At 64.0% G+C, this 21,706-nt stretch carries 21 protein-coding genes, 1 tRNA gene and 1 pseudogene; 14 read left to right on the plus strand and 9 right to left on the minus strand.

What is annotated here, in order from left to right; all coding sequences use genetic code 11:
• The first annotated feature begins 41 nt into the window (after positions 1-41).
• The 11 genes from U0034_RS12950 (at position 42) to U0034_RS13000 (ending at position 9,785) form a co-directional block, all read left to right on the plus strand.
• On the plus strand, positions 42-746 hold the full coding sequence (locus U0034_RS12950; protein ID WP_085228122.1) for a FadR/GntR family transcriptional regulator: 705 nt from the start codon (positions 42-44) through the stop codon (positions 744-746).
• Positions 747-824: 78 nt separating this feature from the next.
• Positions 825-1,727 carry an L-threonate dehydrogenase gene (ltnD, locus tag U0034_RS12955; RefSeq protein WP_085227997.1) on the plus strand — a complete coding sequence of 301 codons (903 nt, stop codon included), beginning with the start codon at positions 825-827 and terminating at the stop codon, positions 1,725-1,727.
• On the plus strand, positions 1,724-3,058 hold the full coding sequence (gene otnK, locus U0034_RS12960; RefSeq protein ID WP_085227998.1) for a 3-oxo-tetronate kinase: 1,335 nt from the start codon (positions 1,724-1,726) through the stop codon (positions 3,056-3,058). Before ltnD ends, otnK begins: the two co-directional genes overlap by 4 nt.
• Positions 3,055-3,720, plus strand: a complete 666-nt coding sequence (gene otnC / locus U0034_RS12965; protein WP_085227999.1) for a 3-oxo-tetronate 4-phosphate decarboxylase — start codon at positions 3,055-3,057, stop codon at positions 3,718-3,720. Before otnK ends, otnC begins: the two co-directional genes overlap by 4 nt.
• 220 nt (positions 3,721-3,940) lie before the next feature.
• Positions 3,941-5,305: an MFS transporter gene (locus tag U0034_RS12970; protein ID WP_085228000.1), complete on the plus strand. Its 1,365-nt coding sequence runs from the start codon at positions 3,941-3,943 to the stop codon at positions 5,303-5,305.
• A gap of 16 nt (positions 5,306-5,321) precedes the next feature.
• On the plus strand, positions 5,322-6,119 hold the full coding sequence (gene otnI, locus U0034_RS12975) for a 2-oxo-tetronate isomerase (protein ID WP_085228001.1): 798 nt from the start codon (positions 5,322-5,324) through the stop codon (positions 6,117-6,119).
• A 55-nt stretch (positions 6,120-6,174) separates the two neighbouring features.
• Positions 6,175-7,134: a D-erythronate dehydrogenase gene (gene denD, locus U0034_RS12980; RefSeq protein WP_085228002.1), complete on the plus strand. Its 960-nt coding sequence runs from the start codon at positions 6,175-6,177 to the stop codon at positions 7,132-7,134.
• A gap of 167 nt (positions 7,135-7,301) precedes the next feature.
• Positions 7,302-7,670 (plus strand): response regulator, encoded by a 369-nt coding sequence (locus U0034_RS12985; RefSeq protein ID WP_085228003.1) that lies wholly within the window; start codon positions 7,302-7,304, stop codon positions 7,668-7,670.
• Positions 7,663-8,298 (plus strand): chemotaxis protein CheC, encoded by a 636-nt coding sequence (locus U0034_RS12990; protein ID WP_085228004.1) that lies wholly within the window; start codon positions 7,663-7,665, stop codon positions 8,296-8,298. Before U0034_RS12985 ends, U0034_RS12990 begins: the two co-directional genes overlap by 8 nt.
• A 21-nt stretch (positions 8,299-8,319) precedes the next feature.
• The gene (locus U0034_RS12995; RefSeq protein WP_085228005.1) at positions 8,320-9,270 is read left to right on the plus strand and encodes a diguanylate cyclase; all 951 of its coding nucleotides are present in this window, start codon (positions 8,320-8,322) and stop codon (positions 9,268-9,270) included.
• A gap of 167 nt (positions 9,271-9,437) precedes the next feature.
• Entirely contained in the window at positions 9,438-9,785 is a 348-nt protein-coding gene (locus tag U0034_RS13000) for a carboxymuconolactone decarboxylase family protein (protein ID WP_085228006.1), read from the plus strand.
• Positions 9,786-9,871: 86 nt separating this feature from the next.
• Here U0034_RS13000 and U0034_RS13005 read toward each other — a convergent pair whose 3' ends face one another.
• Positions 9,872-10,447 (minus strand): flavin reductase family protein, encoded by a 576-nt coding sequence (locus tag U0034_RS13005; RefSeq protein ID WP_085228123.1) that lies wholly within the window; start codon positions 10,445-10,447, stop codon positions 9,872-9,874.
• 108 nt (positions 10,448-10,555) lie between these two features.
• A complete protein-coding gene (locus tag U0034_RS13010) occupies positions 10,556-11,320 on the minus strand; it encodes a helix-turn-helix transcriptional regulator (protein ID WP_199187068.1) in 765 nt (254 codons plus the stop codon).
• Between the two features lie 152 nt (positions 11,321-11,472).
• On the opposite strand from U0034_RS13010, the gene U0034_RS13015 reads away from it, so the two are divergent.
• Positions 11,473-12,099: an MSMEG_1061 family FMN-dependent PPOX-type flavoprotein gene (locus U0034_RS13015; RefSeq protein WP_102622983.1), complete on the plus strand. Its 627-nt coding sequence runs from the start codon at positions 11,473-11,475 to the stop codon at positions 12,097-12,099.
• A gap of 74 nt (positions 12,100-12,173) precedes the next feature.
• Here the strand turns inward: U0034_RS13015 and U0034_RS13020 are convergent, their stop codons facing one another.
• A complete protein-coding gene (locus U0034_RS13020) occupies positions 12,174-12,476 on the minus strand; it encodes a hypothetical protein (RefSeq protein WP_085228007.1) in 303 nt (100 codons plus the stop codon).
• Positions 12,473-12,964, minus strand: coding sequence for an RrF2 family transcriptional regulator (locus U0034_RS13025; protein ID WP_085228008.1), 492 nt, complete (start codon positions 12,962-12,964; stop codon positions 12,473-12,475). The genes U0034_RS13020 and U0034_RS13025 overlap by 4 nt, the downstream gene beginning before the upstream one ends.
• A gap of 129 nt (positions 12,965-13,093) precedes the next feature.
• Here U0034_RS13025 and U0034_RS13030 point away from each other — a divergent pair, with 129 nt between their 5' ends.
• Positions 13,094-14,008, plus strand: coding sequence for an NAD(P)/FAD-dependent oxidoreductase (locus U0034_RS13030; RefSeq protein ID WP_085228009.1), 915 nt, complete (start codon positions 13,094-13,096; stop codon positions 14,006-14,008).
• A 59-nt stretch (positions 14,009-14,067) separates the two neighbouring features.
• On the opposite strand, the pseudogene U0034_RS13035 reads toward U0034_RS13030, so the two are convergent.
• A pseudogene (locus U0034_RS13035) lies at positions 14,068-14,273 on the minus strand (helix-turn-helix domain-containing protein); the annotation flags it as partial.
• A gap of 225 nt (positions 14,274-14,498) precedes the next feature.
• Between U0034_RS13035 and U0034_RS13040 the strand changes: the two are divergent.
• The gene (locus tag U0034_RS13040) at positions 14,499-16,292 is read left to right on the plus strand and encodes a hypothetical protein (RefSeq protein WP_085228010.1); all 1,794 of its coding nucleotides are present in this window, start codon (positions 14,499-14,501) and stop codon (positions 16,290-16,292) included.
• A gap of 203 nt (positions 16,293-16,495) precedes the next feature.
• Here U0034_RS13040 and U0034_RS13045 read toward each other — a convergent pair whose 3' ends face one another.
• From U0034_RS13045 to U0034_RS13060, 4 genes are all read right to left on the minus strand, one after another.
• Positions 16,496-17,518: a hypothetical protein gene (locus U0034_RS13045; RefSeq protein WP_139831163.1), complete on the minus strand. Its 1,023-nt coding sequence runs from the start codon at positions 17,516-17,518 to the stop codon at positions 16,496-16,498.
• A gap of 542 nt (positions 17,519-18,060) precedes the next feature.
• Positions 18,061-18,137: transfer RNA gene (locus U0034_RS13050), tRNA-Met, on the minus strand.
• A gap of 115 nt (positions 18,138-18,252) precedes the next feature.
• Positions 18,253-19,911, minus strand: coding sequence for an MFS transporter (locus tag U0034_RS13055; protein ID WP_085228012.1), 1,659 nt, complete (start codon positions 19,909-19,911; stop codon positions 18,253-18,255).
• A gap of 236 nt (positions 19,912-20,147) precedes the next feature.
• Positions 20,148-21,659 carry a sensor histidine kinase gene (locus U0034_RS13060; RefSeq protein WP_085228013.1) on the minus strand — a complete coding sequence of 504 codons (1,512 nt, stop codon included), beginning with the start codon at positions 21,657-21,659 and terminating at the stop codon, positions 20,148-20,150.
• Positions 21,660-21,706 lie beyond the last annotated feature (47 nt).

Here is a 21,706-nt window from a genome sequence, read left to right on the forward strand (position 1 = left end):
GTATGATGACCTCGTCACCTGATGATGATTGCCGGATGTCCATGTTCGAGAAGATTCCCGTCCGCTCGCTGAGCGAAACCGTGGCGCAGCAATTGCTCAAGCAGATCGAGAAAGGCGCGTTTGCCCATACCGGCAAGCTGCCGACCGAGGCCGTGCTGGCCCAGGAGTTCGGCGTGAGCCGCACCGTCATTCGGGAGGCGGTTTCGCGTCTGAAGAATGAAGGCGTCGTCGAACCGCGCCAGGGCAGCGGTGTATTCATCGCCGAACGCGCGGCCATTCGGCCCCTGCGTATCGACTATGCGGAGGCGGTCGAACCGGGCTCGGTCCTGCAGATACTGGCGTTGCGGCGGGCAATCGAGGCCGAGGTGGCATCCGAGGCGGCGATGCGTCGCACCGATGCCGACATGGTGGCCATCGACGCGGCGCTGGCGAAGATCGACGCGGCCGTGACCGAAGGCGAAGACGGCGTGGCCGAAGACGTGGCGTTTCATCGCGCCATCGCGATTGCCACCGGCAACCCATACTTCCTCAAGACGCTGACGTTCCTCAATCAGTACCTGGAGGCGGGTACGGTCGTCACGCGCCGCAACGAAGCGTTACGAGACGATTTTTCGCGTCAGGTACGCGAAGAGCACGCGGCGATCGTGGCGGCGATCAGGGCGGGCGACCCGATGGCGGCGCGCAACGCCGCCTGTACGCACATGTACAACGCCGCAAGACGGCTTGCAGAGGCCGGCATTCGCTGAAGCCTGCCGGGGGGAGACACCGTCCTGGGCGCCGGCCAGTCATGTAGGACTCCTAACATTTAAGGAAAGGGAAAGCGCATGTCGAGGATAGTCGGAGTGATCGGGCTTGGAGCCATGGGTTTCGGCGTTGCCGAGTCGCTGCTGCGAGCGGGCTTCACCGTTTATGGCTGCGATCTGCGCGAGAGTGCGCGCGCCGGGTTCTCGGCGCTCGGCGGCGTAGCCTGCGAGCGGCCATCCGAGCTCGAGCCGTGCGACGTCGTGCTGACGCTCGTCGTGAATGCCGAGCAAACCGAGGCCGTGCTCTTCGGCGAACACGGTGCGGCGCCGGCATTGAAAGCCGGCAGCGTCGTGATCGCGAGTGCTACGGTGGCACCCGAATTCGCGATCGCGCTCGGCAAGCGCATCGAGTCGGCCGGCCTGCACATGCTCGATGCTCCGGTGTCGGGCGGCGCGGCTCGCGCTGCGTCGGGCGAACTGACGATGATGACGTCGGGCTCCGCGCACGCCTACGCCGCCTGCGAGGACGTGCTGAGCGCCATTGCGGCCAAGGTCTATCGCCTCGGCGCGCAGCATGGCCTCGGCTCCAAGGTGAAGATCGTCAATCAACTGCTGGCGGGGGTGCACATCGCAGCCGCGGCCGAGGCCATGGCGCTCGGCCTGCGCGAAGGCGTGGACGCGCAGGCACTCTACGAAGTCATCACCCACAGCGCAGGCAATTCGTGGATGTTCGAGAACCGCGTGCCTCATATTCTGGCCGGGGACTATACCCCGCTGTCCGCGGTCGACATCTTCGTCAAGGATCTCGGGCTCGTGCTCGACACGGCACGGATGAACAAGTTTCCGCTGCCGCTGTCGGCCGCGGCGCATCAGATGTTCATGATGGCGTCCAGCGCGGGCCATGGGCGCGAGGACGATTCGGCCGTCATCAAGATATTCCCCGGCATCGCGTTGCCGGCGCAAGCGGAAGGAGCCGCACAATGAACGACGCGAGGCACCCGGTGCGGCGCGCTTTGCTCGGCTGCATCGCCGACGACTTCACCGGCGCGACCGATCTCGCGAACATGCTCGTGCGCGGCGGCATGCGCACGGTGCAGACGATCGGCGTGCCCGACGCCGCCGCGCTGACGGCCGCGGCCCGCGACGCGGATGCGATCGTCGTGGCGCTGAAGTCGCGTACGATCGCCGCTCACGAGGCGATCGCTCAGTCGCTCGCCGCGCTTGCCTGGCTGCGCGAGCAAGGGTGCCGTCAGTTCTTTTTCAAGTACTGCTCGACGTTCGATTCGACGGACGCCGGCAATATCGGCCCCGTCGCTCAGGCACTGCTCGACGCGCTCGCAGGCGAGCCCGGCGGCGGCTTCACGATTGCATGTCCCGCCTTCCCGGAGAATGGCCGCACCGTTTATCGCGGGCACCTTTTCGTGAGCGACGCATTGCTCAACGAATCCGGTATGGAGCATCATCCGCTCACCCCGATGCGCGACCCCAACCTCGTGCGTGTCCTCGCGCGGCAAACGGGTGCGGCCGTTGCGCTCGTACGCTACGACACGGTCGTGCGAGGCGCCGACGCCATTCGCGCCCGCTTCGACGCCTGCCGCCGCGAAGGCGCGCGCATCGCCATCGCGGATGCGATCAGCGACGCGGACCTGCTCGCGCTCGGCGCGGCCTGCGCGGACCTGCCACTCGTGACGGGCGGCTCGGGCGTCGCCCTCGGCTTGCCGGACAACTTCCGGCGCGTGGGGCTGCTGCCGGCGCGGCAAGATGCCGCGGCGCTGCCGGCCGTAGCCGGGCCCGGCGCCGTCGTCGCCGGCAGCGCATCGAAGGCCACCCATGCGCAGGTGGCGGCGTGGAAGGCGAAGCGCCCCGCTTTCAGGATCGATCCGCTCGCGCTCGCACGCGGCGAGCCGCTCGTTCACGAGGCCGTGGCATTCACGCGTGCGTATCTGCGGACCGAGCGCCCCGAGCCCGTGCTCGTCTATGCCACCGCCGCGCCCGACGAAGTGCGGGCGGCGCAGCGCGAACTGGGTGTGGAGCGTGCGGGACAGCTCGTCGAGCAGGCGCTCGCCCAGATCGCACGCGCGCAATATGCGCTCGGCATCCGCAAGTTCGTCGTTGCCGGCGGCGAAACATCGGGCGCGGTCGTTCAGGCGCTCGGCGTGCGTGGGCTTCGCATCGGAGCGCAGATCGACCCCGGCGTGCCGGCGACGGTCAGCGTTGGCGGCGAGCCCGTCGCGCTCGCGCTCAAGTCCGGCAATTTCGGCTCCGAGGATTTCTTCGAAAAGGCCTTGCGGCAGCTGGAAGGGGAGGCATCATGACGTCGGCTAGTGGCGAATCGGCCGTACGCGAAGAGATCTGCACGGTCGGAGCGAGTCTTTACGCACGCGGCTACACGGTCGGCACGGCGGGCAACATCAGCGCGCGCCTTGACGACGGCTGGCTCATCACACCGACCGATGCCTGCCTCGGCAGGCTCGATCCCGCACGCATCGCGAAGGTCGACCGAAGTGGCCGGCACGCGGGCGGCGACACGCCCTCGAAGACGCTCGCGCTGCATCGTGCGATCTATGAAGCAAACCCGGCGGCAAGCGGGATCGTGCACACCCATTCAACGCATCTCGTCGCGCTGACGCTTGCGGACCGGAGCAACGGTGAAGGAGTCTGGCGCGACGACGACGTTCTGCCGCCGATCACGCCGTACTACGTCATGAAAGTGGGCCACGTGCCGCTTGTGCGCTACCGCAGGCCGGGCGATCCGGAGGTCGCGCTCGAGGTGGCGCGCGTGGCGGCCAGCGTGAGGGCGGTACTGCTGGACCGGCTGGGGCCCGTCGTCTGGGAGCGTTCGGTTTCGCACGCGAGCTACGTACTCGAGGAACTCGAGGAAACCGCGCGGCTGTGGCGCTCGACGGTACCCCGGCCGGCACCGCTGGACGAATCGGCTATCGAGGCACTGCGCGCGGCGTTCGGTGCGCGCTGGTAGCGGTGTACGGCTCTACCAGCGCGACACGCGGTAAAAAATAAGGAGTACTAATCAACGGAAAATTGGCGCGGCCTCGAAGCTGTGTCGCGCCGCATCGATCGAATGCCCTTGGCCGCGGCGGCGCGCCGCACATCGCGCATCGACCGGTAAATCGAATCCTAAAGCCGGCGGGCCGCATACCGCGAGACCCGCAAAGGCGCCAACTTGACGGAGACATGAGATGCGATTCAATCCTGCCGCGGCTTCGGCCGCTCCGGGCGCGAGCCCGGCCGTTCCATCCGATGCCCGCGACGACGTGGCGGCGCCCGCCGGCGGCGAGCTCGACCGCCTTTATCGCCGGGTGTTCTGGCGGCTCGTGCCGTTTCTGATGCTTTGCTATGTGGTCGCGTATCTCGACCGCGTCAACGTGGGCTTCGCCAAGCTGCAGATGTCGCAGCAACTCGCCTTCAGCGAAACGGTATTCGGCCTCGGTGCCGGAGTTTTCTTTTTCGGATATTTCCTTTTCGAACTGCCTAGCAATCTGCTGATGCACAAGCTCGGTGCCCGCATGTGGATCGCGCGCATCATGATTACATGGGGGATTCTCTCGGGTCTCTTCGTGTTCGTGAAGACCCCGACGCAGTTCTACGTCCTGCGCTTTCTGCTCGGCCTGGCCGAAGCCGGGTTCTACCCCGGCGTGATCCTCTATCTGACATATTGGTTTCCATCCCATCGGCGCGCCAAAATTGTCGCGGTATTCATGTCGGCCATTCCGCTCTCGGGCATTTTCGGCAATCCGCTTTCGGGCTGGATCATGCAGACGTTCGAGGGCACGCACGGTTTCGCGGGCTGGCAATGGATGTTCGTCATAGAAGCATTGCCCGCGATGGCAATCGGGATCGCCACGATCCTCTATCTCGACAACGGCATCGGCGCGGCGAAGTGGCTTGGCGCACGAGAAAAGTCGCTGCTGCAGGCGCAAATCGATGCCCAGCCGCGCGAGGCGGATCACGACACGCGTCGCCTCGGTGCCGTGTTTCGAGACGTGCGGATCTGGGGAATGTCGCTGATCTACTTCTGCTTCGTCACGGGCCAATACGGGCTGACGTTCTGGATGCCGACACTCGTCAAATCGACCGGCGTCTCGGGTGCTTTCGCGATCGGCCTCATCAGCGCGATTCCGTTTCTCGTCGCCATCGTCGTCATGAATGTGCTCGGCCACAGCGCCGACAAGCATCGCGAACGCCGCTGGCACCTGATCGTGCCTGCGATGGCCGGCGCCATCGGCTTCGTCGTCGCCGCCTCGTACGTGCACAATACCGTCGTCGCCGTCATGTTCCTCTCGCTCGCCGCGGGCGGCGTGTTGAGCTGCGCACCGCTCTTCTGGTCGCTGCCGACTGCGTTCCTGTCCGGCACCGCCGCGGCGGCGGGCATTGCCGTCATCAACTCGATCGGCAATCTCGCCGGGTTCGCGAGCCCCTACATGATCGGCTACCTGAAGGATGCGACGCACAGCACGCGCTCGGGCATGTACGTGCTCGCCGCGATGCTCGTGCTCGGGGCGCTCGCCGTGTGGCGCACGCCGGCCAGACTCGTCAACCGCTGAAACCAGGGAGTTTGTCATGCCGCGCTTTGCCGCGAATCTTACGTTGATGTACAACGAGCACGCGTTTGTCGAACGCTTCCGAGCCGCGGCGGACGATGGCTTCGAGGCCGTCGAGTATCTGTTCCCCTACGAGTACGAACCGTCGGTGCTCAAAGCCGCGCTCGACGAACACGGCCTGACGCAGGCCCTGTTCAATGCGCCGCCCGGTGACTGGGGCGCGGGCGAGCGCGGCATCGCCGCCTTGCCGGGCAGGGAGGACGAGTTCGAGCGCGGCATCGATCGGGCGCTCGAATATGCGGCGGTGCTCGGCAACCGCAAGCTGCACGTCATGGCCGGCGTGGTCGCGCCGCAGGCCGATCGCGCGCGTCACCGCGACGTCTATCTGCGCAACCTCGCGCATGCCACGCGAGCCGCGCGTTCGGCCGGCATCACGATCCTCGTCGAGCCGATCAATACGCGCGACATGCCCGGCTACTTCCTGAGCCGGCAGGACGAGGCACAGGCGATCCGCTTGGAACTCGGTGAGCCGAATCTCGAGGTTCAGTTCGATTGCTATCACTGCCAGATCATGGAAGGCGATCTCGCGACGAAACTCCAACGCGACATCGACGGGATCGGACACATACAGATTGCCGGCGTGCCCGAGCGGCACGAGCCCGACATCGGCGAGCTGAACTACCCGTATCTGTTCGCGCTCATCGACCGGCTCGGCTACGACGGCTGGATCGGCTGCGAGTATCGGCCGCGCGCGGGCACCTCGGCCGGGCTCGGATGGTATGCGGCCTATCGCGCCCAACCCGGCGCGCACCGATGAAAGGGCGAGAGGCGCGGGACCACGGTCACAACCCATTGCGGAGGGATCATCGGACATGAAAGTACTGATTACAGGCGGCGCGGGGTTTCTGGGTCAGCGCCTTGCGCGCAGACTGCTTTCGCACGGCTTGCCCGGCGGGCCGATCGACGAACTCGTGCTGCTCGACGTCGTTCCCGCTCGGATCGACGACAGCCGTGTGCGGGTGGCCGTCGGCGATATCGCCGCACGAGAGGTACTGGAGCAGGCCATCGACGCGGATACGGGCGCTGTTTTTCACCTGGCGGCGGTCGTGAGCGGACAGGCCGAAGCCGAATTCGATCTGGGCATGCGTATCAACCTCGACGCCTCCCGGTTGCTGCTCGAAGTCTGCCGGTCATGCGGGCATCGCCCGCGGGTGGTCTTCACGAGCTCGGTGGCCGTGTACGGCGGTGCGTTGCCCGATATCGTGCGCGACGATACGGCGCTCGACCCGCGCTCGTCGTACGGTGCGCAAAAAGCCATCGCCGAATTGCTGCTGGCCGACTATACGCGGCGCGGCTTCGTCGACGGCCGGGTGCTGCGCCTGCCCACGATCAGCGTGCGCCCGGGCCGGCCGAACGCGGCCGCGTCGTCGTTCGCGAGCGGCATCGTACGCGAGCCGCTGGCCGGCGAGCAGGCAGTCTGCCCCGTTGATCCATCGACGAAGCTCTGGCTCCTTTCCCCGAGCGCCGCGATCGAAGCACTCGTGCATGGCTGCGCGCTCGATGCGGCTGCCTTGGGCGGGCGGCCGGTCGTCAATCTGCCCGGGCTGAGCCTGAGCGTTGCTCAGATGATCGATGCGCTGCGCGAGGTCGCGGGAGAGGAAACCGCCTCGCGTATCGTTTATCGGCGTGACGCGCGCATCGAAGCGATCGTCGGAAGCTGGCCGGCTCGCTGGGATAGTTCGCGGGCACAAGCGCTGGGTTTCCGGGGAGATCGCAGCTTCGAAGACGTTATCCGGCACTACCTGCACGACGATGCACCGTTGAGCCGGTAGGCGCCCGTTCGCCGCGCCAGGTATTCAAATAGGGTCGAGGGCGATAAAAAAGCTGCGCCCGCAATCGTTTGCAGGTTTTTCCCATTCTCTTTTGTCCGGGTCCTGGAGCACTTCAGAAACCACGAGCACGGGCCGTTATTGCCATCAATCACGTAGGAATTGTTGAGATGGGATTGCCTGTACTCGTCGTGGACGACTCCACGCTCGCCCGCCGCTTGTTGATCAATGCGTTGCCCGAAGCCTGGGATGTCGAGCTGACACAAGCGGCCAACGGAAACGATGCCCTTGCCGCCTACCGCTCGGGGCGGGCATCGGTGATGTTTCTCGATCTGACGATGCCCGGCATGACGGGATTCGACGTTCTGGAGGCGGTCCGTGCCGACGGGCTCGACAGCTTCGTCATCGTGGTGTCGGCCGATATACAGCCGGAAGCGAAAGCACGCGTGAAAGCACTCGGTGCGGTCGCTTTCATCGAGAAGCCCGTTTCGAGCGAAAAGATCTTGCCCGTTCTGAAAGAGTACGGTCTGTATGAATAACGCGCTGACGCTAAACGAAGACCGGCGCGACGCGCTACAGGAAATCGCCAATATCGGCATGGGCCAGGCCGGTGCGAGGCTCGCCACGCTGCTCGGCCGGTTCATCCATCTTTCCGTGCCGCGCATCCGCATGGTGGACACCGAGTCGCTGCCTTCGGCCGTGCGCGACATGCTCGACTTTACCGAGCCCGTGACGGCACTGCGCCAAAGCTTTCGCTGCGACGTTGCGGGAGAGGCCATCTCGCTCTTCGACAGCCGCAGCGCGGCGCATATGAAGTTCGTTTTTCGTGCCGGCGAGTGTGAGGCGCCGAGCGCGCAAGAAGACGACGCCGATGACGTCGAGGCGCTGTCCGACGTCTCGAACCTGATTGCCGGAGCGTGCCTGACCGGGCTCTTCGAGCAGATCGGGCAGGTACCCACGTTCACGCCGCCGCGCGTGATGGGCTTGCATCTCGATCTCGGGGACATCCTTCATCCGTCGAAGCTGCCGTGGGACCGTGCGCTGCTGCTCGAGGTCACGCTGCAGACCGAGGACGGCGTATTCGGCTCGCATCTGTTGACGTTGATGACGGCGAAGGCGGTGGAGGCGCTCGTGAGCGCGCTCGACGGGTTTCTCGCCAACCTTTGATCTGGAAGTTCGAGGTCGTAAATGGAATTGCCGGGCACTGCCCGTTTGAGCGAGCTGGCACTGGAGCGCGTGCGGCTGGGGATCTTCGCGGTAGATAGCGAATACAAGGTCGTGCTCTGGAACCGCTTCATGTACGAGCACAGCGGGCTCGAGGCGGGATCGGTCATCGGCCGCAGCATTTTCGAATGCTTCCCCGCGTTGCCGCATGCCTGGCTCAAACGCAAATTCGATACGGTCTTTTTGCTGCACAGCGGCTCTTTCTCTTCCTGGCAGCACCACCCATGGCTGCTGCCGTTCGAACACGATTGCCCGATTACCGGTTCGTTCGATCGCATGCAGCAGGACTGCGCGTTCATGCCGCTCATCGAAGGCGGCAAGGTCGTCGCGGTATGCGTGACGATTGCCGACGTAACCGAACTCGCCACGGCATGGCGCGAGAAAGAAGCCGCGCTCGAAGCCTTGCGGGATTCGTCGGAGCGCGACGCGCTGACGGCGGTGTTCAACCGCCGTTACGTCTCGCGCCGGCTCGACGCCGAATACCGGAACTGGGGACGGCACGGTGCGCCGCTTTCGGTGCTGCTTTTCGATATCGACTACTTCAAGCGCGTCAACGATACCTACGGCCATCCCGCCGGAGACCAGGTATTGCGCCACGTGGCGAGCGTCGCGAGCGCGCAGCTGGAAGGGGAAGCCGCCCTCGGGCGTTACGGCGGGGAAGAGTTCATCGCGATCCTGCCCGATTGCGATGCGAGCCGCGCGCTGAGCGTGGGCGAGCGGATCCGCGCGGCCATTGCCGAAACATCGATCTCGTTGCCGGAAGCAACGCTCGGCGTGACGGTCAGCGCAGGCGGCGCCACGGTCTGCAAGGGCACGGCGAGTGCGGACATGCTCGTCGAAGAAGCCGATCACGCCCTCTACGATGCGAAGCACGGAGGACGCAACCAGGTGCGCTTCGCCCCCATGCGCGCGTAAAGCCGCCTGCGGCGGGCGCCGCTGCGCCCCGCATTCGTTTCGCTTGCGCCACGTCAAGGCATGCCGTACTGCCGGCGCTTACGATCTCCCGCGAGAGGGCATGTGCGGCGCTTCAGTGTGAAGGCGTGCGGATTGCCCAGCCAACGGTACTCTATGGGAGGCGGGCAATGGGCGGAATTCCGGATTTCAAAGCGTTGACGAAGGACGTCGCGGCCAAAATGGGCGAGCTGCGCAAGACGCAGCCCGACATGATGAGCGCGTTCGGGCAGACGGCAGTGGCCGGTACGCGCGACAGCGTGCTGCCGAAGAAGACCCGCGAGCTCGTTGCGCTCGGTATCGCCATCGCCGGCCGCTGCGACGATTGCATCGGCTTTCACGTGCAGACGCTCGTTCGCCTTGGCATGACGCGCGCCGAACTCGAGGATGTGCTCGCGACGGCGGTGTACATGGGCGGCGGCCCGTCGATGATGTACGCGACGCACGCGCTCGCGGCGTTCGAGACGTTCAGCGCCTGACATCTGCGATCCGCGCCGTACTTGCCATCCGTGCACGCGCCACAGGCGGAATACGGGGGGCCGTGCGGGGCAGGCCGCGTACCCGCTCAGCGCGGCTGCGCTGAAATCGTCGCGGAGGCGGCAGCGAAATTGCCGCCGCCGAGGTGATGGATCGTGTGAAGCGGGGCGTTTGCATCGTCGAACTTCCATCGCCCGTGATTGAACACGCGCGTATCGGCGGCGGCGCCGACGACTTCGCCGAAACAGGTGTCGTAAGCGTCTTCCGTATGCGGCTCGCGAATCAAGCGGCACTCCATCCATGCGACACAATCGGCCTCGGGCAGCGGCAGACCCAGCACGGGACTGGTGCTGGTTTCGATCTCGAAGCGGGCGAACTTGTCGACGTCCTTGCCGCTGCAGTTGCCCACTGCATAGGTGAGATCGATTGACGCCACGCAGGGAATGCCGATGGCGAACGTACCGCTTGCGGCCATGAGCTCGCGAGTGAACGTGCGTTTGTCGATGACGATGGCGATACGCGGGGGGACGAATTCCACCGGCATCGACCATGCGGCCGCCATGATGTTGCGGCGGCCTTCATGGGCCGTGGTGACGAGCACGGTCGGCCCGTGGTTGATGAGACGGCTGGCGTGTTCGAGCGCGACGGCGGCGAATGGTGACATGAAGGGCATCCGATCTGGAGTGGGTCGACGGTGCGCGGCCGCCCGATGCGGGCAGCCGGCTGGCGACCCGCCGATTATGGCACCGGCGGCACCGGCAGGCGTTCGCTCTCAGCCCTCCTTCAACGGCAGGTGGACGGCGAAGTACCGCCCGGGCGTGGTGCCGAACGTGCGGCGAAAGAGCGCGATGAATGCGCCCACGCTTTCGTAGCCGAGATCGAGCGAGACCGAGGTGACGGAATGGCCGGCGGCGAGCAGCTCGAGCGCGCGCATGAGGCGCGCGCGCTGTCGCCAGACCATGAACGACACCCCCGTCTCGGCAGTGAAGCGCCGGCTCAGGGTTCGAGGTGCCATCCCTGCCCACCCGGCCCATTGCTCGAGCGTGCGGGCGTTCGCCGGATCGTCGGCCAGTGCCGTTGCAATCCGCACGAGGCGCGTATCGCGCGGCATCGGCAGCGAGAGCGCATCCGCCTGCGCGTCGGCGATCTCGTCCAGAATCACACCGGCGAGGCGCGCTTGGCGCGGCTCGAGCGGGCCCCATTCCCAACGCGCCGCGCGAACGATGGCCTCGCGCAGCAGCGCTGGCACTTCGAGCGCCTGGGGCCGGTTCGGCAGGCGGCCCGCGCAATGCGGTTGCGCGACATAGACGGCCCAGCCCTCGAATGGGCCATGGGAGCGCGCGGCGTGCACGTGCTCGGGTGGGATCCATATGGCATGCGTTGCCGGCACGATCCAGGCGCTCGTGTCGGTCCAGACCGTCAGCAGCCCGGAAAAGAGCCCGAGCAACTGCCCGGACTGGTGAGTATGCGGCGGCGATTCGCGACCTTGGCTTTGCCTTCCCATCACGGCAATGAGCGGCGGGTCCGGCTCCGTCATATCGTGGATCCGGCCCAGCTTGTCGTTCAGCAGATCAAGGGTGAGGTCGTCGAGGCGCATGGCGTGTTCGAGCAATCGATTGTCTTCGATAGTGTAGCGGCGCCATCGTGACGGCGTTATCGTGAGCGCTCGTCACCCTCTCGGAAACCACCATGATTTACACGACTGGAAGCGCGGATGCCGCCGTGGATCTGGATCGTCTTTACGCGCCGCCTGCGGAAACGATCGTCAAGGGCGTGATGGATCGGCTGCTGCCGTTTCATATCGCCTATCTGAACGCGGCGCCGTTTTTCTGCCTGGCGACCGGCGCTGCCGAGGGGTTGGACGCCTCGCCCCGAGGCGGCGAACCCGGCTTCGTGCAGGCGCTCGACGATAAGACGGTCGTCTTTGCGGATTGGCCCGGCAACAACCGGATTGCGTCGCTGCGCAATTTGACCGAAGACGATCGGGTCGGGATGCTGTTTCTCTTTCCCGGTCTGGAAGTGTTCATGCGTATCAATGGCCATGCAACGATTTCGGTCGCCCCCGAATTGCTGGAGCGCTTGGCCGAGGGCGGACGAATTCCTAAAACGGCCATCGTCGTGCGAATCGACGAAGTGCTGTTTCACTGCGGCAAGGCCATCAATCGTGCCCGGCTCTGGAGCGCGGAGTCGCACATCGATCGCAGCTGCCTGCCGTCGCCGGGGCAGATGAAGACGGCGATGCTCGGGGGGGATCCGCAGGCCGCCAAAGCGATGGATGAGGGGTACTACCGGGCGGTTCGCAACGACTTGTATTGAGGCGAACGCATATTCGCGGCGTGTGGCTCGCCGGGGGCAGGGCCGCGTCGGGCCGCCGAGTCACCCTTGGCCGGTTATTTGACCGGCGCGTGCGAGTCGGGATGAATCAGCACGAGATTCGCGGCTGACGGCAGCAATGCGACCCCGGTTGCACGCGGCAGCGCGGCGATTTCTTCCTCCGACAGCGCTCGCGTGATTCGGCGCCCGCCCCAGACTTGCGCGCTGACGGGGCGGGGGTCATCGGGATGCGGGGCATCCCAGGCGATCTCCAATGTGTCGCCGGAAGGGAATTGAAGAACGAGCGATTCCGCGGCAAGCGGAACGAGCTGGCCGGCGGCGTCCTGGACGTACGCCCTGATTTCCTTCGAATCGGTCATGGTTTCTCCACTGGATGGTTGGCGCGCTTGCGCGCTCTTGGCCCGACGGCATTTGTCCGACGCCGCGGGGCCTCTCGCGATTCGATCTCCTGCGACAGACTCCCGAGCGAGATGTCCCGAAAGCGCTCGAGCAATGCGGCTTGCGCCTCTTGCATCGTCGTTCCCAGCTTGGCATTGACCGCTTGCTCCACGAGACAGTGTGGATGGTCGCCCGTCAGCAAATCCGAAAACAGTGCGGGTTCCCCCACGGCGCGATAGATGTCGAGCAGCGTGAGCGTATCGAGGTCCCGCGTGAGCTGCCATCCGCCGCCGTGTCCCTTCGCGGATTCCACGTAGCCCTGCTCGCGCAGTCCGCTCAACATGCGCCTGACGACCACCGGATTCGTGCAGAGCATGGCAGCGATCGTGTCGGACGTCATGGGTCCGTCGTGCCGGGCCATGTGCAACAGCACGTGCAGCGTGCGCGACAACCGGCTATCCACTCTCATTCGCTATCTCGAAACTTTTGATGTTGCATGAAAGTTTAGCATGTCGCTATCATGTAACTTCACATGTTTCGAGATGGGGCGGGCTGGCGTTCAGCGCCGCCGCACCGAGGCGAACGAGGGGCACACGAAATGGAAGCGAATTACGACGTGATCGTAGTGGGCGGGAGCTTTGCGGGATTATCGGCGGCGATGCAACTGGTACGGGCGCGGCGCAGCGTTCTGGTGGTCGATTCGGGCTTGACGCGCAACCGGTTCGCCGCGCACGCGCACGGATTTTTCGGTCTGGACGGCAAGGCGCCGCGGGACATCGTGCGCGACGCCGCAGCGCAGGTCGCCGCATATCCGACGGCACGCCTCATCGAAGGCGAAGTGGTGGCGGCGCAGCGGAGCGGCGCGGGTTTTGTCGTCACGCTGGCGAGCGGGGCGACGGCCACGGCCACGCGGCTGATACTCGCGGCCGGTGTGCGCGACGAGCTTCCGGAGATTGCGGGGCTGCGCGAGCGCTGGGGCGCGACGGTACTCCATTGCCCCTACTGCCATGGATACGAAGTGCGGGACGGCCGGCTGGGCGTGCTCGCCACCCATGCGCTGTCGGTGCATGCGGCGTTGCTGCTGCCCGACTGGGGGCCGACGATCTATCTCGTGCAGCCCGGCTTCGAGCCCGACGCGGCGCAACGCGAGGAGTTGGCGCGGCGGCGGGTGCGTATCGAGCACTCGCCGGTGGTCGAATTGCTCGGCCCGGCGCCGGCATTGGAAGCGGTGCGGCTGGCCGACGGCCGCACGATCGAAATGGATGCGATCTTCGTGGCGCCCCGGACCGTCTTGACGAATTCGCTCGCCGCCTCGCTCGGCTGCGAGATCGAGGCGGGCCCGCTCGGCGATTTCATCCGCGTGGACGAGGTCAAGCAAACGACCGTGGAGGGTGTCTTTGCGGCGGGGGATGCGGCGACCGCATTCGCGAACGCGACACTGGCCTCGGCCGCCGGCGTAATGGCGGGCGTGGCGGCGCATCGATCGCTGGTGATGGCGCATGCGGTGGCGTGAGGGCTGCAATGGCCGCGGGTGCAATCAGGGCCACCGGGGCCACCGGGGCCGCATCGCGCTCAATGGGCGAGCATGAGGTTACCGATGCCGACCGCCGGGGAGAGCGCGAACGATGTGTGCATGTCGCGCACCTCCTCGGTCGGCGAGCGGCCGACGAACCGCTTGAATTCCCGGCTGAACTGCGCGGGACTTTCATAACCAGGCCGTCGCGAATCATCAGCAGACGAGCTTGATGCAATCTCGTCGATTTGATGTATTGAATCGGCGGAATCGGCGAAGTGCCATCGCCGTGTGTATTCGCGCGATACTGCCGGCGAAGCAGGGCGTGATCGTGAATGTCGCTCGCTACCTAGAAGAAAAAAGAGGTGTATGCGTCGCCTGCAAAGAATAAGCTGAGCACAGCCAACAAGTTCTCTTTCTCGTTCGCGACTCGCTGGCAGGGGAACGATGGTCGACTCAGCCTATTGCATCGACAGCAGGAGGATCGGAAATGTATGGGTTATCGAGCGTGCGACGCACCCGCTACTGGCGGTTCCTTGCTTTGTTGGCATCTGCCCTCTTTATCACGGCTTACCCGCGCCTGGTTTTCAGCCAGTGCCCCGTGCCGGGAAAGATCACGATTTGCTCGGCCTTCCCGGATGATATTCCGGGAGAAAACGGTGCGCAGGGTGCCTCCCTGCAAGATGCGGCCAAGTTTGCATGGCAGGAATTCATCGCCTTGAATTGGCCGGCAATGGCCGGTGTGCGCGACATGCCCGACGACCAGGAGAAGTTCGGTGCCCCGACGTATTCGGGCCCGCTCGTTTGGCATACGTTTCGGGGCAAGGTGGAGATATATCCGGGAATGTACGCGCCGGGAGACAAGTATTTCGGTAGCCCGCCGCCGGGATATATCGACTCCGCGGCGAAAGATTATGGATATGATACGGGCCCGGCGTATAAGTACGATATAGACATACCGCCAGCTGCCGGCATTACGCCGCCCAAAACGCCGCCGTGGATCAATCTTGATGAAAATAGCCAGATCTTCCTGGATCAAATGTTCGCAGGCGTCGTTACGGAGCATCGACGTCAAAACGACGATCAGATCTTATTTATGGCGAAGGCGAATAGGGCGGAGTATAAATATATTGCGAAAAATCGGTGGTGGGGCGGTGCTGCGCCGTTCGTAAAGACGCAAAATTACATATCGAACAAACGCGCCGACCCTCCGCAAGGTAGTGAGGATTACGTGAGTTTTCCGACCGGCACCGTCGAGGTGAAGGCATCGTGGAGAAAGCTCGCGCCCACGGAGGATCGCAGGAGGTTTTATATCGCAAAAGTTCGCTATTACATATGTGCGGATCGCGATTCCACTGTCTGTGCGAACGACGCCTCAAAAATTCGTTACGTGGACGAGGACATGGCGCTCGTCGGGCTTCATATCATTCATAAGACGAAGACTGCTCCCCACTTTATCTACGCAACGTTTGAGCAGGCGGACAACCTTACCTGCCCCGACGGCTCGCGTCTGGAGGACAGGGAGGGGCGGGCCGATCCAGCGGCTACATGCGCGCCCAAGCAATTCATGACGCCTGAAATAGTGTCGCGTAACGCCCCGACGTCTTCTTCTATTCCATGGCAGACATTCGATCCGATTCCGCGGTTTCCGCTCTATACGGAAAAGCAGCTCTATTATTTGAATACGCCTTATACGGGTATTCCGGTAAAACAGAACGCAGATGGATCCCAGCAACCCGCGGTGATTCGTGTAAACAAGAGAAAGCATGCGATACCGAACGACATCATCGCCGTGAATCAGCTTGCGCATGACCAAATAGATTCCTACACAAGCGGAAAGATCGGTACTCTTCCTGCGGGCTCGGTGTGGCGGTATTACAAGCTCGTCAATGTTCAAGCCAGACTGATCCCCGAGAAGACTCCGGGCAAGGACTATACGGGATCGGATGCCGCGACGTACTATCAATCCAATAGCACGATTGAAACGGATTACAATCTGCAAGTGTTCAGCGGTAAATTCTTTGCTGCGTTCGATGGTAACGACCCTCACAAATTTACGATTACGGATTTCGATCGCAGCGGGAAGGCGATTTCCAACGTCGCTTACAATGGTGCCCTCACAAACATGGGTGGATGCATGGGTTGCCACGGAAATGCGCAGATGGGGGGCAGTGGATTCAGTTTCATCTTGGCCGGCGGGCGGACGGGCGCACCCGATGTGGTGGGCGCACCGGTGACGACTGAGCAAGTCGAACGATTCGTTCGGTATTTTGGCGGCAAATAGCAAGTCCCTGTGTCGCCCAAGAGTGCAGCGACGCTGCGAACAGGGGATTTTGGGTGGCGTGGCTCCGAGGCTGACCTCGGAGCCACGCCACTCTGGTTTTTATGGAACGCGTAACCTCGCGCCCTCATTGGCAGGCCCGCTACGAGAAGGAGAGGCCCGCCGCCCCGATTCGATCGACTGCTGCGGAGGCGGCGGGCGTTGCGTTACTCGAAAAGCAGTTCCGCTGAACCGAGTTTCATGAGCGTTGAAGTGACGCGCTCGGGACCGCCCGGTTCCATGGCGGGCACGCTGTATTCGCGCACAACGCTTTTTTCCTTTTCCGCGATCGTCGCTGACTGCTCCTGCGACGTAGGCAGTTGAAAATAGTTGACGGTAATCGACGCGGTGGGCGGAAAGGGCTGGCCATCGTGCGTGCTGAACGTGAATGCCATGGTCATCAAGGGTGTCCCGCTGCCCACCAGAGGGGGCACGGTTATCGTGGTGGCCGCGCCCTCGTTCGTCGAAAACGTGCCGCCATCGCTGAAGGGCTTGGACAGTCTCGTGTCTGCGCATTTCGCTTCCCAATTGACTTTTGGGGGCAGGCCGGCGCCCTGAAGCACCATCAGGAAATTGCTGGGGAAGGGGTTGGAGTTGCCGAAGGTCAAGTACTCGACCCTGGTCGAATCGGAACCAAGACGATGCTCGACATTGCGTTGAGCGACGTTGGGATTATTGCGCACCCAGAGCGCGAAGTCCGCGTTGCTGTCGAACGTCGACGGTACGCCGAACGGAATATTGTTGTTGTTTGCCACTGCGATAAAACAATAGTGCCCGTCGCCGGGCAGGCCTCCCAGCGAGAAGGGCGACTGCGCAAGGGCGATGGCCTGGCCAGGAATGTAGGTGCTGCCGTCCCCGAAGACGAACGGCTCTTCCGGGTTCGGGTTGCTGACGCGCGTCCAGGTACTGGGCAGCAGAAACAACGACGCGTTTGCGTAGTAGAGATTGACCGTGCCCTGGATGGTTGTGTCCGCAATGTTTTTGCAGCGCACGTAAATGAAATTGTTCAGGTTGTTGATCACGGCTTTGCCGATGTCGGGGCCGCCGTATGTCTCGACTGCTGTTCCGTAATCGAGAAAGTCTTGCCCGTAGGGAATGATGTCTGGCGACAACCAGTAGTAATCCGCAGCGGGGATGACCCCGGTGTCCCCGAAATCGCAGCGCAGTAATAAGCCTTGGTAAGTAGACATTTGTGACCCCTCATTTTGCTAACGGCTTGCCATAGTCTTTCTCGAATGAGAACTATGCTCGGAAGGCGACCGGGGATCGGGGCCGAGGCGTGTGAGAGGTGCGGTATAGCGAATCGGCACCCGCTGCCTGTCGCGGGTACCAGAAGAACACATCGACGGCGCGTTTTCACCTGCTACAACGTGGGGGTATCCGCCGAGCTCGAGCTTGCCCCGCAAAACGAAGCCGGTGCCGAGCGTTTGAACTCGAGCAAGACGATGCAGGCTCGCCATACGCTCGAATTCACAAGCGGGGAGTGTGGGGGGCGCAAGGGTGCCGGAGCGTTACGGCTATCAATCACCGCGACGCAGACGTGCCGGCGAAGTCGATTTCCGACTGGGTTGAGGCTGAGCAGAACGGTAAGTTGGCGCGGCCCGCATGAAGTCGGTAAGGCGGTATGCCGGCAGCAGGTGGAGCCGTCGAGGCAACGGCTCACCAAGTGAGGTCACCGCGCGCAGAAGGCAAAAAGCCCGTGTTCCTGAGAACACGGGCTTTTGCGCTGACTTGGTGGCGAATCAGGGACTCGAACCCCGGACCTGCGGATTATGATTCCGTCGCTCTAACCGACTGAGCTAATTCGCCAAGAGAACGCGAATTATGGCGAGGGCGGACGGCGCTGTCAAGCTCTTTGTGGAAACTTCTTTGTCAAAACTTCGACAGCGCCGCCGCCTGCCACCCTCCGCCGCCTACCCCCGTATCAATCCTGCGAGTAGATGTTCGAGTCCTTGGTTTCCCGCACGAACAGCAAGCCGATGACGAATGTCAGCACCGCCACGGCCACCGGGTACCAGAGGCCCGAGTAGATGTTGCCCTGCGCCGCCACGATAGCGAACGCGGTGGCCGGCAGGAAGCCGCCGAACCAGCCGTTGCCGATGTGGTAGGGCAGCGACATCGATGTGTAGCGGATGCGCGTTGGGAACATCTCCACCAGCATCGCCGCGATCGGCCCGTACACCATCGTCACGTAGATCACGAGCAGGGCAAGCACGGCCACCGTCATCGGCCAGTTCAACTGCGACGGATCGGCCTTCGCCGGGTAGCCCGCGCCCTTGAGCGTCGCGCCGAGCGTCTTGGCGAATGCCGCGCCTTTCTCCTTCGCGCCTTCCGCCTTGCCGTCATACGCGTCGATCGTCGTATCGCCCACCTTGATCTGCGCAATCGTGCCTGCCGGGGCCGCCACGTTGTCGTAGTTCAAGCCAGCCTTGGCCAGCGCGCTCTTCGCGATGTCGCAGGAACTCGTGAAGCTCGCCGTGCCCACCGGGTTGAACTGGAACGAGCACTCCTTCGGGTTCGCCACCACCACGATCGGCGACTTCTGCGTCGCGGCTTCGAGCGCCGGGTTCGCGTAGTGCGTAAGCGCCTTGAAGAGCGGGAAGTACGTCAGCGCCGCGATCAGGCAGCCGGCCAGGATGATCGGCTTGCGGCCGATACGGTCCGAGAGCGAGCCGAAGAACACGAAGAACGGCGTGCCGATCAGCAGCGCGAGCGCAATCAGAATGTTCGCGCTGGCCCCGTCCACCTTCAGCGTCTGCGTGAGGAAGAAGAGCGCGTAGAACTGACCCGTGTACCAGACCACGGCCTGGCCCGCCGTGAGGCCGAGCAGCGCCAGAATCACGACCTTCAGGTTCTTCCACTGGCCGAAGGCTTCGGTAAGCGGTGCCTTCGACGTCTTGCCTTCCGCCTTGATCCGCTCGAATGCCGGCGATTCGCTCAACTGCATCCGGATCCACACCGAAACGCCCAGCAGGATCAGCGAGGCGATGAACGGAATGCGCCAGCCCCAGGCCGCAAACGCGTCTTCGCCGATCGACGTACGCACGCCGAGAATCACGAGCAGCGAGAGAAAGAGGCCCAGCGTGGCCGTCGTCTGGATCCACGAGGTGTAAAACCCGCGGCGGTTGGCCGGTGCGTGTTCGGCCACATAGGTCGCCGCGCCACCGTATTCGCCGCCGAGCGCGAGGCCCTGCAGCAACCGCATCGCAATGAAGATGACAGGCGAGGCGAAGCCGATCGAGGCGTATCCAGGCAAAAGACCAACCACGAACGTCGAGATGCCCATGATCACGATCGTGATCAGGAACGTGTACTTGCGGCCCACCATGTCCCCGAGCCGGCCGAACACGAGCGCGCCGAACGGCCGCACCGCGAAGCCGGCGGCGAAGCCGAGCAGCGTGAAGATGAAGCCAGCCGTCGGATTGACGCCCGAGAAAAAGCTCTTGCTGATAAACGCCGCGAGCGAGCCAGCCAGATAAAAGTCGTACCACTCGAATACTGTGCCGAGCGACGACGCGAATATCACCCTCTTTTCGTCGCTTGTCATCGGCGCGTGCGAAATTTGCCCGCCTACCGTAGCCATGAGTTGTCTCCTCGATATTTGATGTCGGACCGGCCGAATCCGGCTCATCCGTGGTCGATTATTGGGAGGCAAACTTACGGCGGACTGACGCGGCAAAATGCCCTGGGTTTACGATGATGGCCTGTCCCTCTATCGTCTATCTTCGTTTTTCTTCGTCTAATCTTTGGGCAAACGCGCTGTATTTGGTCGATCTTCGTTGATGTCGGAGAGCCGTTGCACGTCGTGCGAAGCTTGCATCAGGGTAAATCCGGGGCGTTCCCGAGCATCGGTAAGCTGATGCGCACGAGGGTGCCCGCAAGCCGCGGCGACTCCTGGTAGACGTTGTCGTCGATCGTGAGCGTGCCGCCATGCATCGTCGCGATCTCGCGAACGATCGCAAGTCCCAGGCCGCTGCCGTCGCCCTCGCGCCCGAGGATGCGGTAGAAGCGCTCGACCACTTTCGGCCGTTCCGCCGGCGCGATGCCCGGGCCCGTGTCCTCGACTTCGAGGTGCACGAGTCGCTCGCCAGGATCGGCCACCACGCGCACCGTGATGCGTCCGCCCGCCGGCGTATACCGGATGGCGTTGTCGATCACGTTGGAGAGCATCTCGCGCAGCATGATCGCGTTGCCGGCCACGACGACGGGCTCGTCGGGCGCTTCATAGCCGAGGTCCATCTGCTTGGCGAGCGCGGCCTGCACCCAGTCGCGCACGGCCAGCCGCGAGAGTTGGGTGATCTCCACCGGGGCGAATATCTGCCCCGACATGCGGTTTTCGGCACGCGCGAGCGCGAGCAACTGCGTGACGAGCCGCGCGGCCTGATCGGCGCTCGCCGCAATCTGCTCGAGCGAGCGGCGCACCTCGGGCGAAACCTGCTGCCGGAGTGCCAGCTCGGCCTGCGTATGAAGGCCCGCAAGCGGCGTTTTCATCTGATGCGCCGCGTCGCCGATGAACCGCTTTTGCAGATCGATGTTCTGCGCAAGCCGTGTGAGCAGATCGTTGAACGAGGTGACGAGCGGCTCGATCTCGGGCGGCGCGCGCTGCGCCTCGAGCGGCGATAGATCGTCGGGCCTGCGCGCGCGCAGGTTGGCCTGCAAGGCCGTGAGCGGGGCGAGCCCGCGCGAGAGTCCGAACCAGACGAGCACGATCGCGAGCGGCAGAATCACGAACTGCGGAAGGATCACGCCCTTGATGATGTCGTTGGCAAGCACGCTGCGTTTGTCGAGCGTTTCGGCCACCTGCACGAGCACGCTTTGCTCGCCGGCCTTCGCCGGAAATTCGACCGTCGTATACGCGATGCGGATGTCGTTGCCGTGCAGGTTCGCGTCGCGGAACTCGACGATGCCGGGCTGCGGGCGATCGTCGTCGGCGGGCAGCGGCATCCCCGATATGCCGGCCACGAGCTCGCCATGCGTGCCGAGCACCTGGTAGAACACCTTGTCGGTGTTGTCGCCGCTCAGAAAGTCGCGCGCCGCATCGGGCAGCGACAGCTCGGCCACGCCATTCACGGGATGGATCTGCCGCGCGAGCACGTAGACGTCGGTTTCGAGCGCCCGGTCGAACGGGCCGTTCGCAATGGTCTTTGCGACGAGATAGGTCACGGCGATGCTCATCGGCCATAGCAGCAGGAGCGGCGCGAGCATCCAGTCGAGAATTTCGCCGAAGAGCGAGCGTGGGCGGCCCGGCGCGATGGCTTCGGCTTCGTCGGGCGGTGCGAAGGGATTGACCGCGGGTGGCTCGGTGCCCGGGCGGCCCGGCGCGTTCGCCATCGCGGTCGCTTCCGCAACCCCGGCTCCAGGGGCTCCCGCGGCCGGCA

Origin of the sequence: Trinickia caryophylli, assembly GCF_034424545.1 — a bacterium.
GTDB lineage: Bacteria > Pseudomonadota > Gammaproteobacteria > Burkholderiales > Burkholderiaceae > Trinickia > Trinickia caryophylli.

Excerpts from the sequence above, each read along its gene's own strand:
- U0034_RS12950 (WP_085228122.1), top strand. The coding sequence starts at position 42 with ATGTTCGAGAAGATTCCCGTCCGCTCGCTGAGCGAAACCGTGGCGCAG.
- ltnD (WP_085227997.1), top strand. The coding sequence starts at position 825 with ATGTCGAGGATAGTCGGAGTGATCGGGCTTGGAGCCATGGGTTTCGGC.
- otnK (WP_085227998.1), top strand. The coding sequence starts at position 1,724 with ATGAACGACGCGAGGCACCCGGTGCGGCGCGCTTTGCTCGGCTGCATC.
- otnC (WP_085227999.1), top strand. The coding sequence starts at position 3,055 with ATGACGTCGGCTAGTGGCGAATCGGCCGTACGCGAAGAGATCTGCACG.
- U0034_RS12970 (WP_085228000.1), top strand. The coding sequence starts at position 3,941 with ATGCGATTCAATCCTGCCGCGGCTTCGGCCGCTCCGGGCGCGAGCCCG.
- otnI (WP_085228001.1), top strand. The coding sequence starts at position 5,322 with ATGCCGCGCTTTGCCGCGAATCTTACGTTGATGTACAACGAGCACGCG.
- denD (WP_085228002.1), top strand. The coding sequence starts at position 6,175 with ATGAAAGTACTGATTACAGGCGGCGCGGGGTTTCTGGGTCAGCGCCTT.
- U0034_RS12985 (WP_085228003.1), top strand. The coding sequence starts at position 7,302 with ATGGGATTGCCTGTACTCGTCGTGGACGACTCCACGCTCGCCCGCCGC.
- U0034_RS12990 (WP_085228004.1), top strand. The coding sequence starts at position 7,663 with ATGAATAACGCGCTGACGCTAAACGAAGACCGGCGCGACGCGCTACAG.
- U0034_RS12995 (WP_085228005.1), top strand. The coding sequence starts at position 8,320 with ATGGAATTGCCGGGCACTGCCCGTTTGAGCGAGCTGGCACTGGAGCGC.
- U0034_RS13000 (WP_085228006.1), top strand. The coding sequence starts at position 9,438 with ATGGGCGGAATTCCGGATTTCAAAGCGTTGACGAAGGACGTCGCGGCC.
- U0034_RS13005 (WP_085228123.1), bottom strand. The coding sequence starts at position 10,447 with ATGTCACCATTCGCCGCCGTCGCGCTCGAACACGCCAGCCGTCTCATC.
- U0034_RS13010 (WP_199187068.1), bottom strand. The coding sequence starts at position 11,320 with ATGACGGAGCCGGACCCGCCGCTCATTGCCGTGATGGGAAGGCAAAGC.
- U0034_RS13015 (WP_102622983.1), top strand. The coding sequence starts at position 11,473 with ATGATTTACACGACTGGAAGCGCGGATGCCGCCGTGGATCTGGATCGT.
- U0034_RS13020 (WP_085228007.1), bottom strand. The coding sequence starts at position 12,476 with ATGACCGATTCGAAGGAAATCAGGGCGTACGTCCAGGACGCCGCCGGC.
- U0034_RS13025 (WP_085228008.1), bottom strand. The coding sequence starts at position 12,964 with ATGAGAGTGGATAGCCGGTTGTCGCGCACGCTGCACGTGCTGTTGCAC.
- U0034_RS13030 (WP_085228009.1), top strand. The coding sequence starts at position 13,094 with ATGGAAGCGAATTACGACGTGATCGTAGTGGGCGGGAGCTTTGCGGGA.
- U0034_RS13040 (WP_085228010.1), top strand. The coding sequence starts at position 14,499 with ATGTATGGGTTATCGAGCGTGCGACGCACCCGCTACTGGCGGTTCCTT.
- U0034_RS13045 (WP_139831163.1), bottom strand. The coding sequence starts at position 17,518 with ATGTCTACTTACCAAGGCTTATTACTGCGCTGCGATTTCGGGGACACC.
- U0034_RS13055 (WP_085228012.1), bottom strand. The coding sequence starts at position 19,911 with ATGGCTACGGTAGGCGGGCAAATTTCGCACGCGCCGATGACAAGCGAC.
- U0034_RS13060 (WP_085228013.1), bottom strand. The coding sequence starts at position 21,659 with ATGGCGAACGCGCCGGGCCGCCCGGGCACCGAGCCACCCGCGGTCAAT.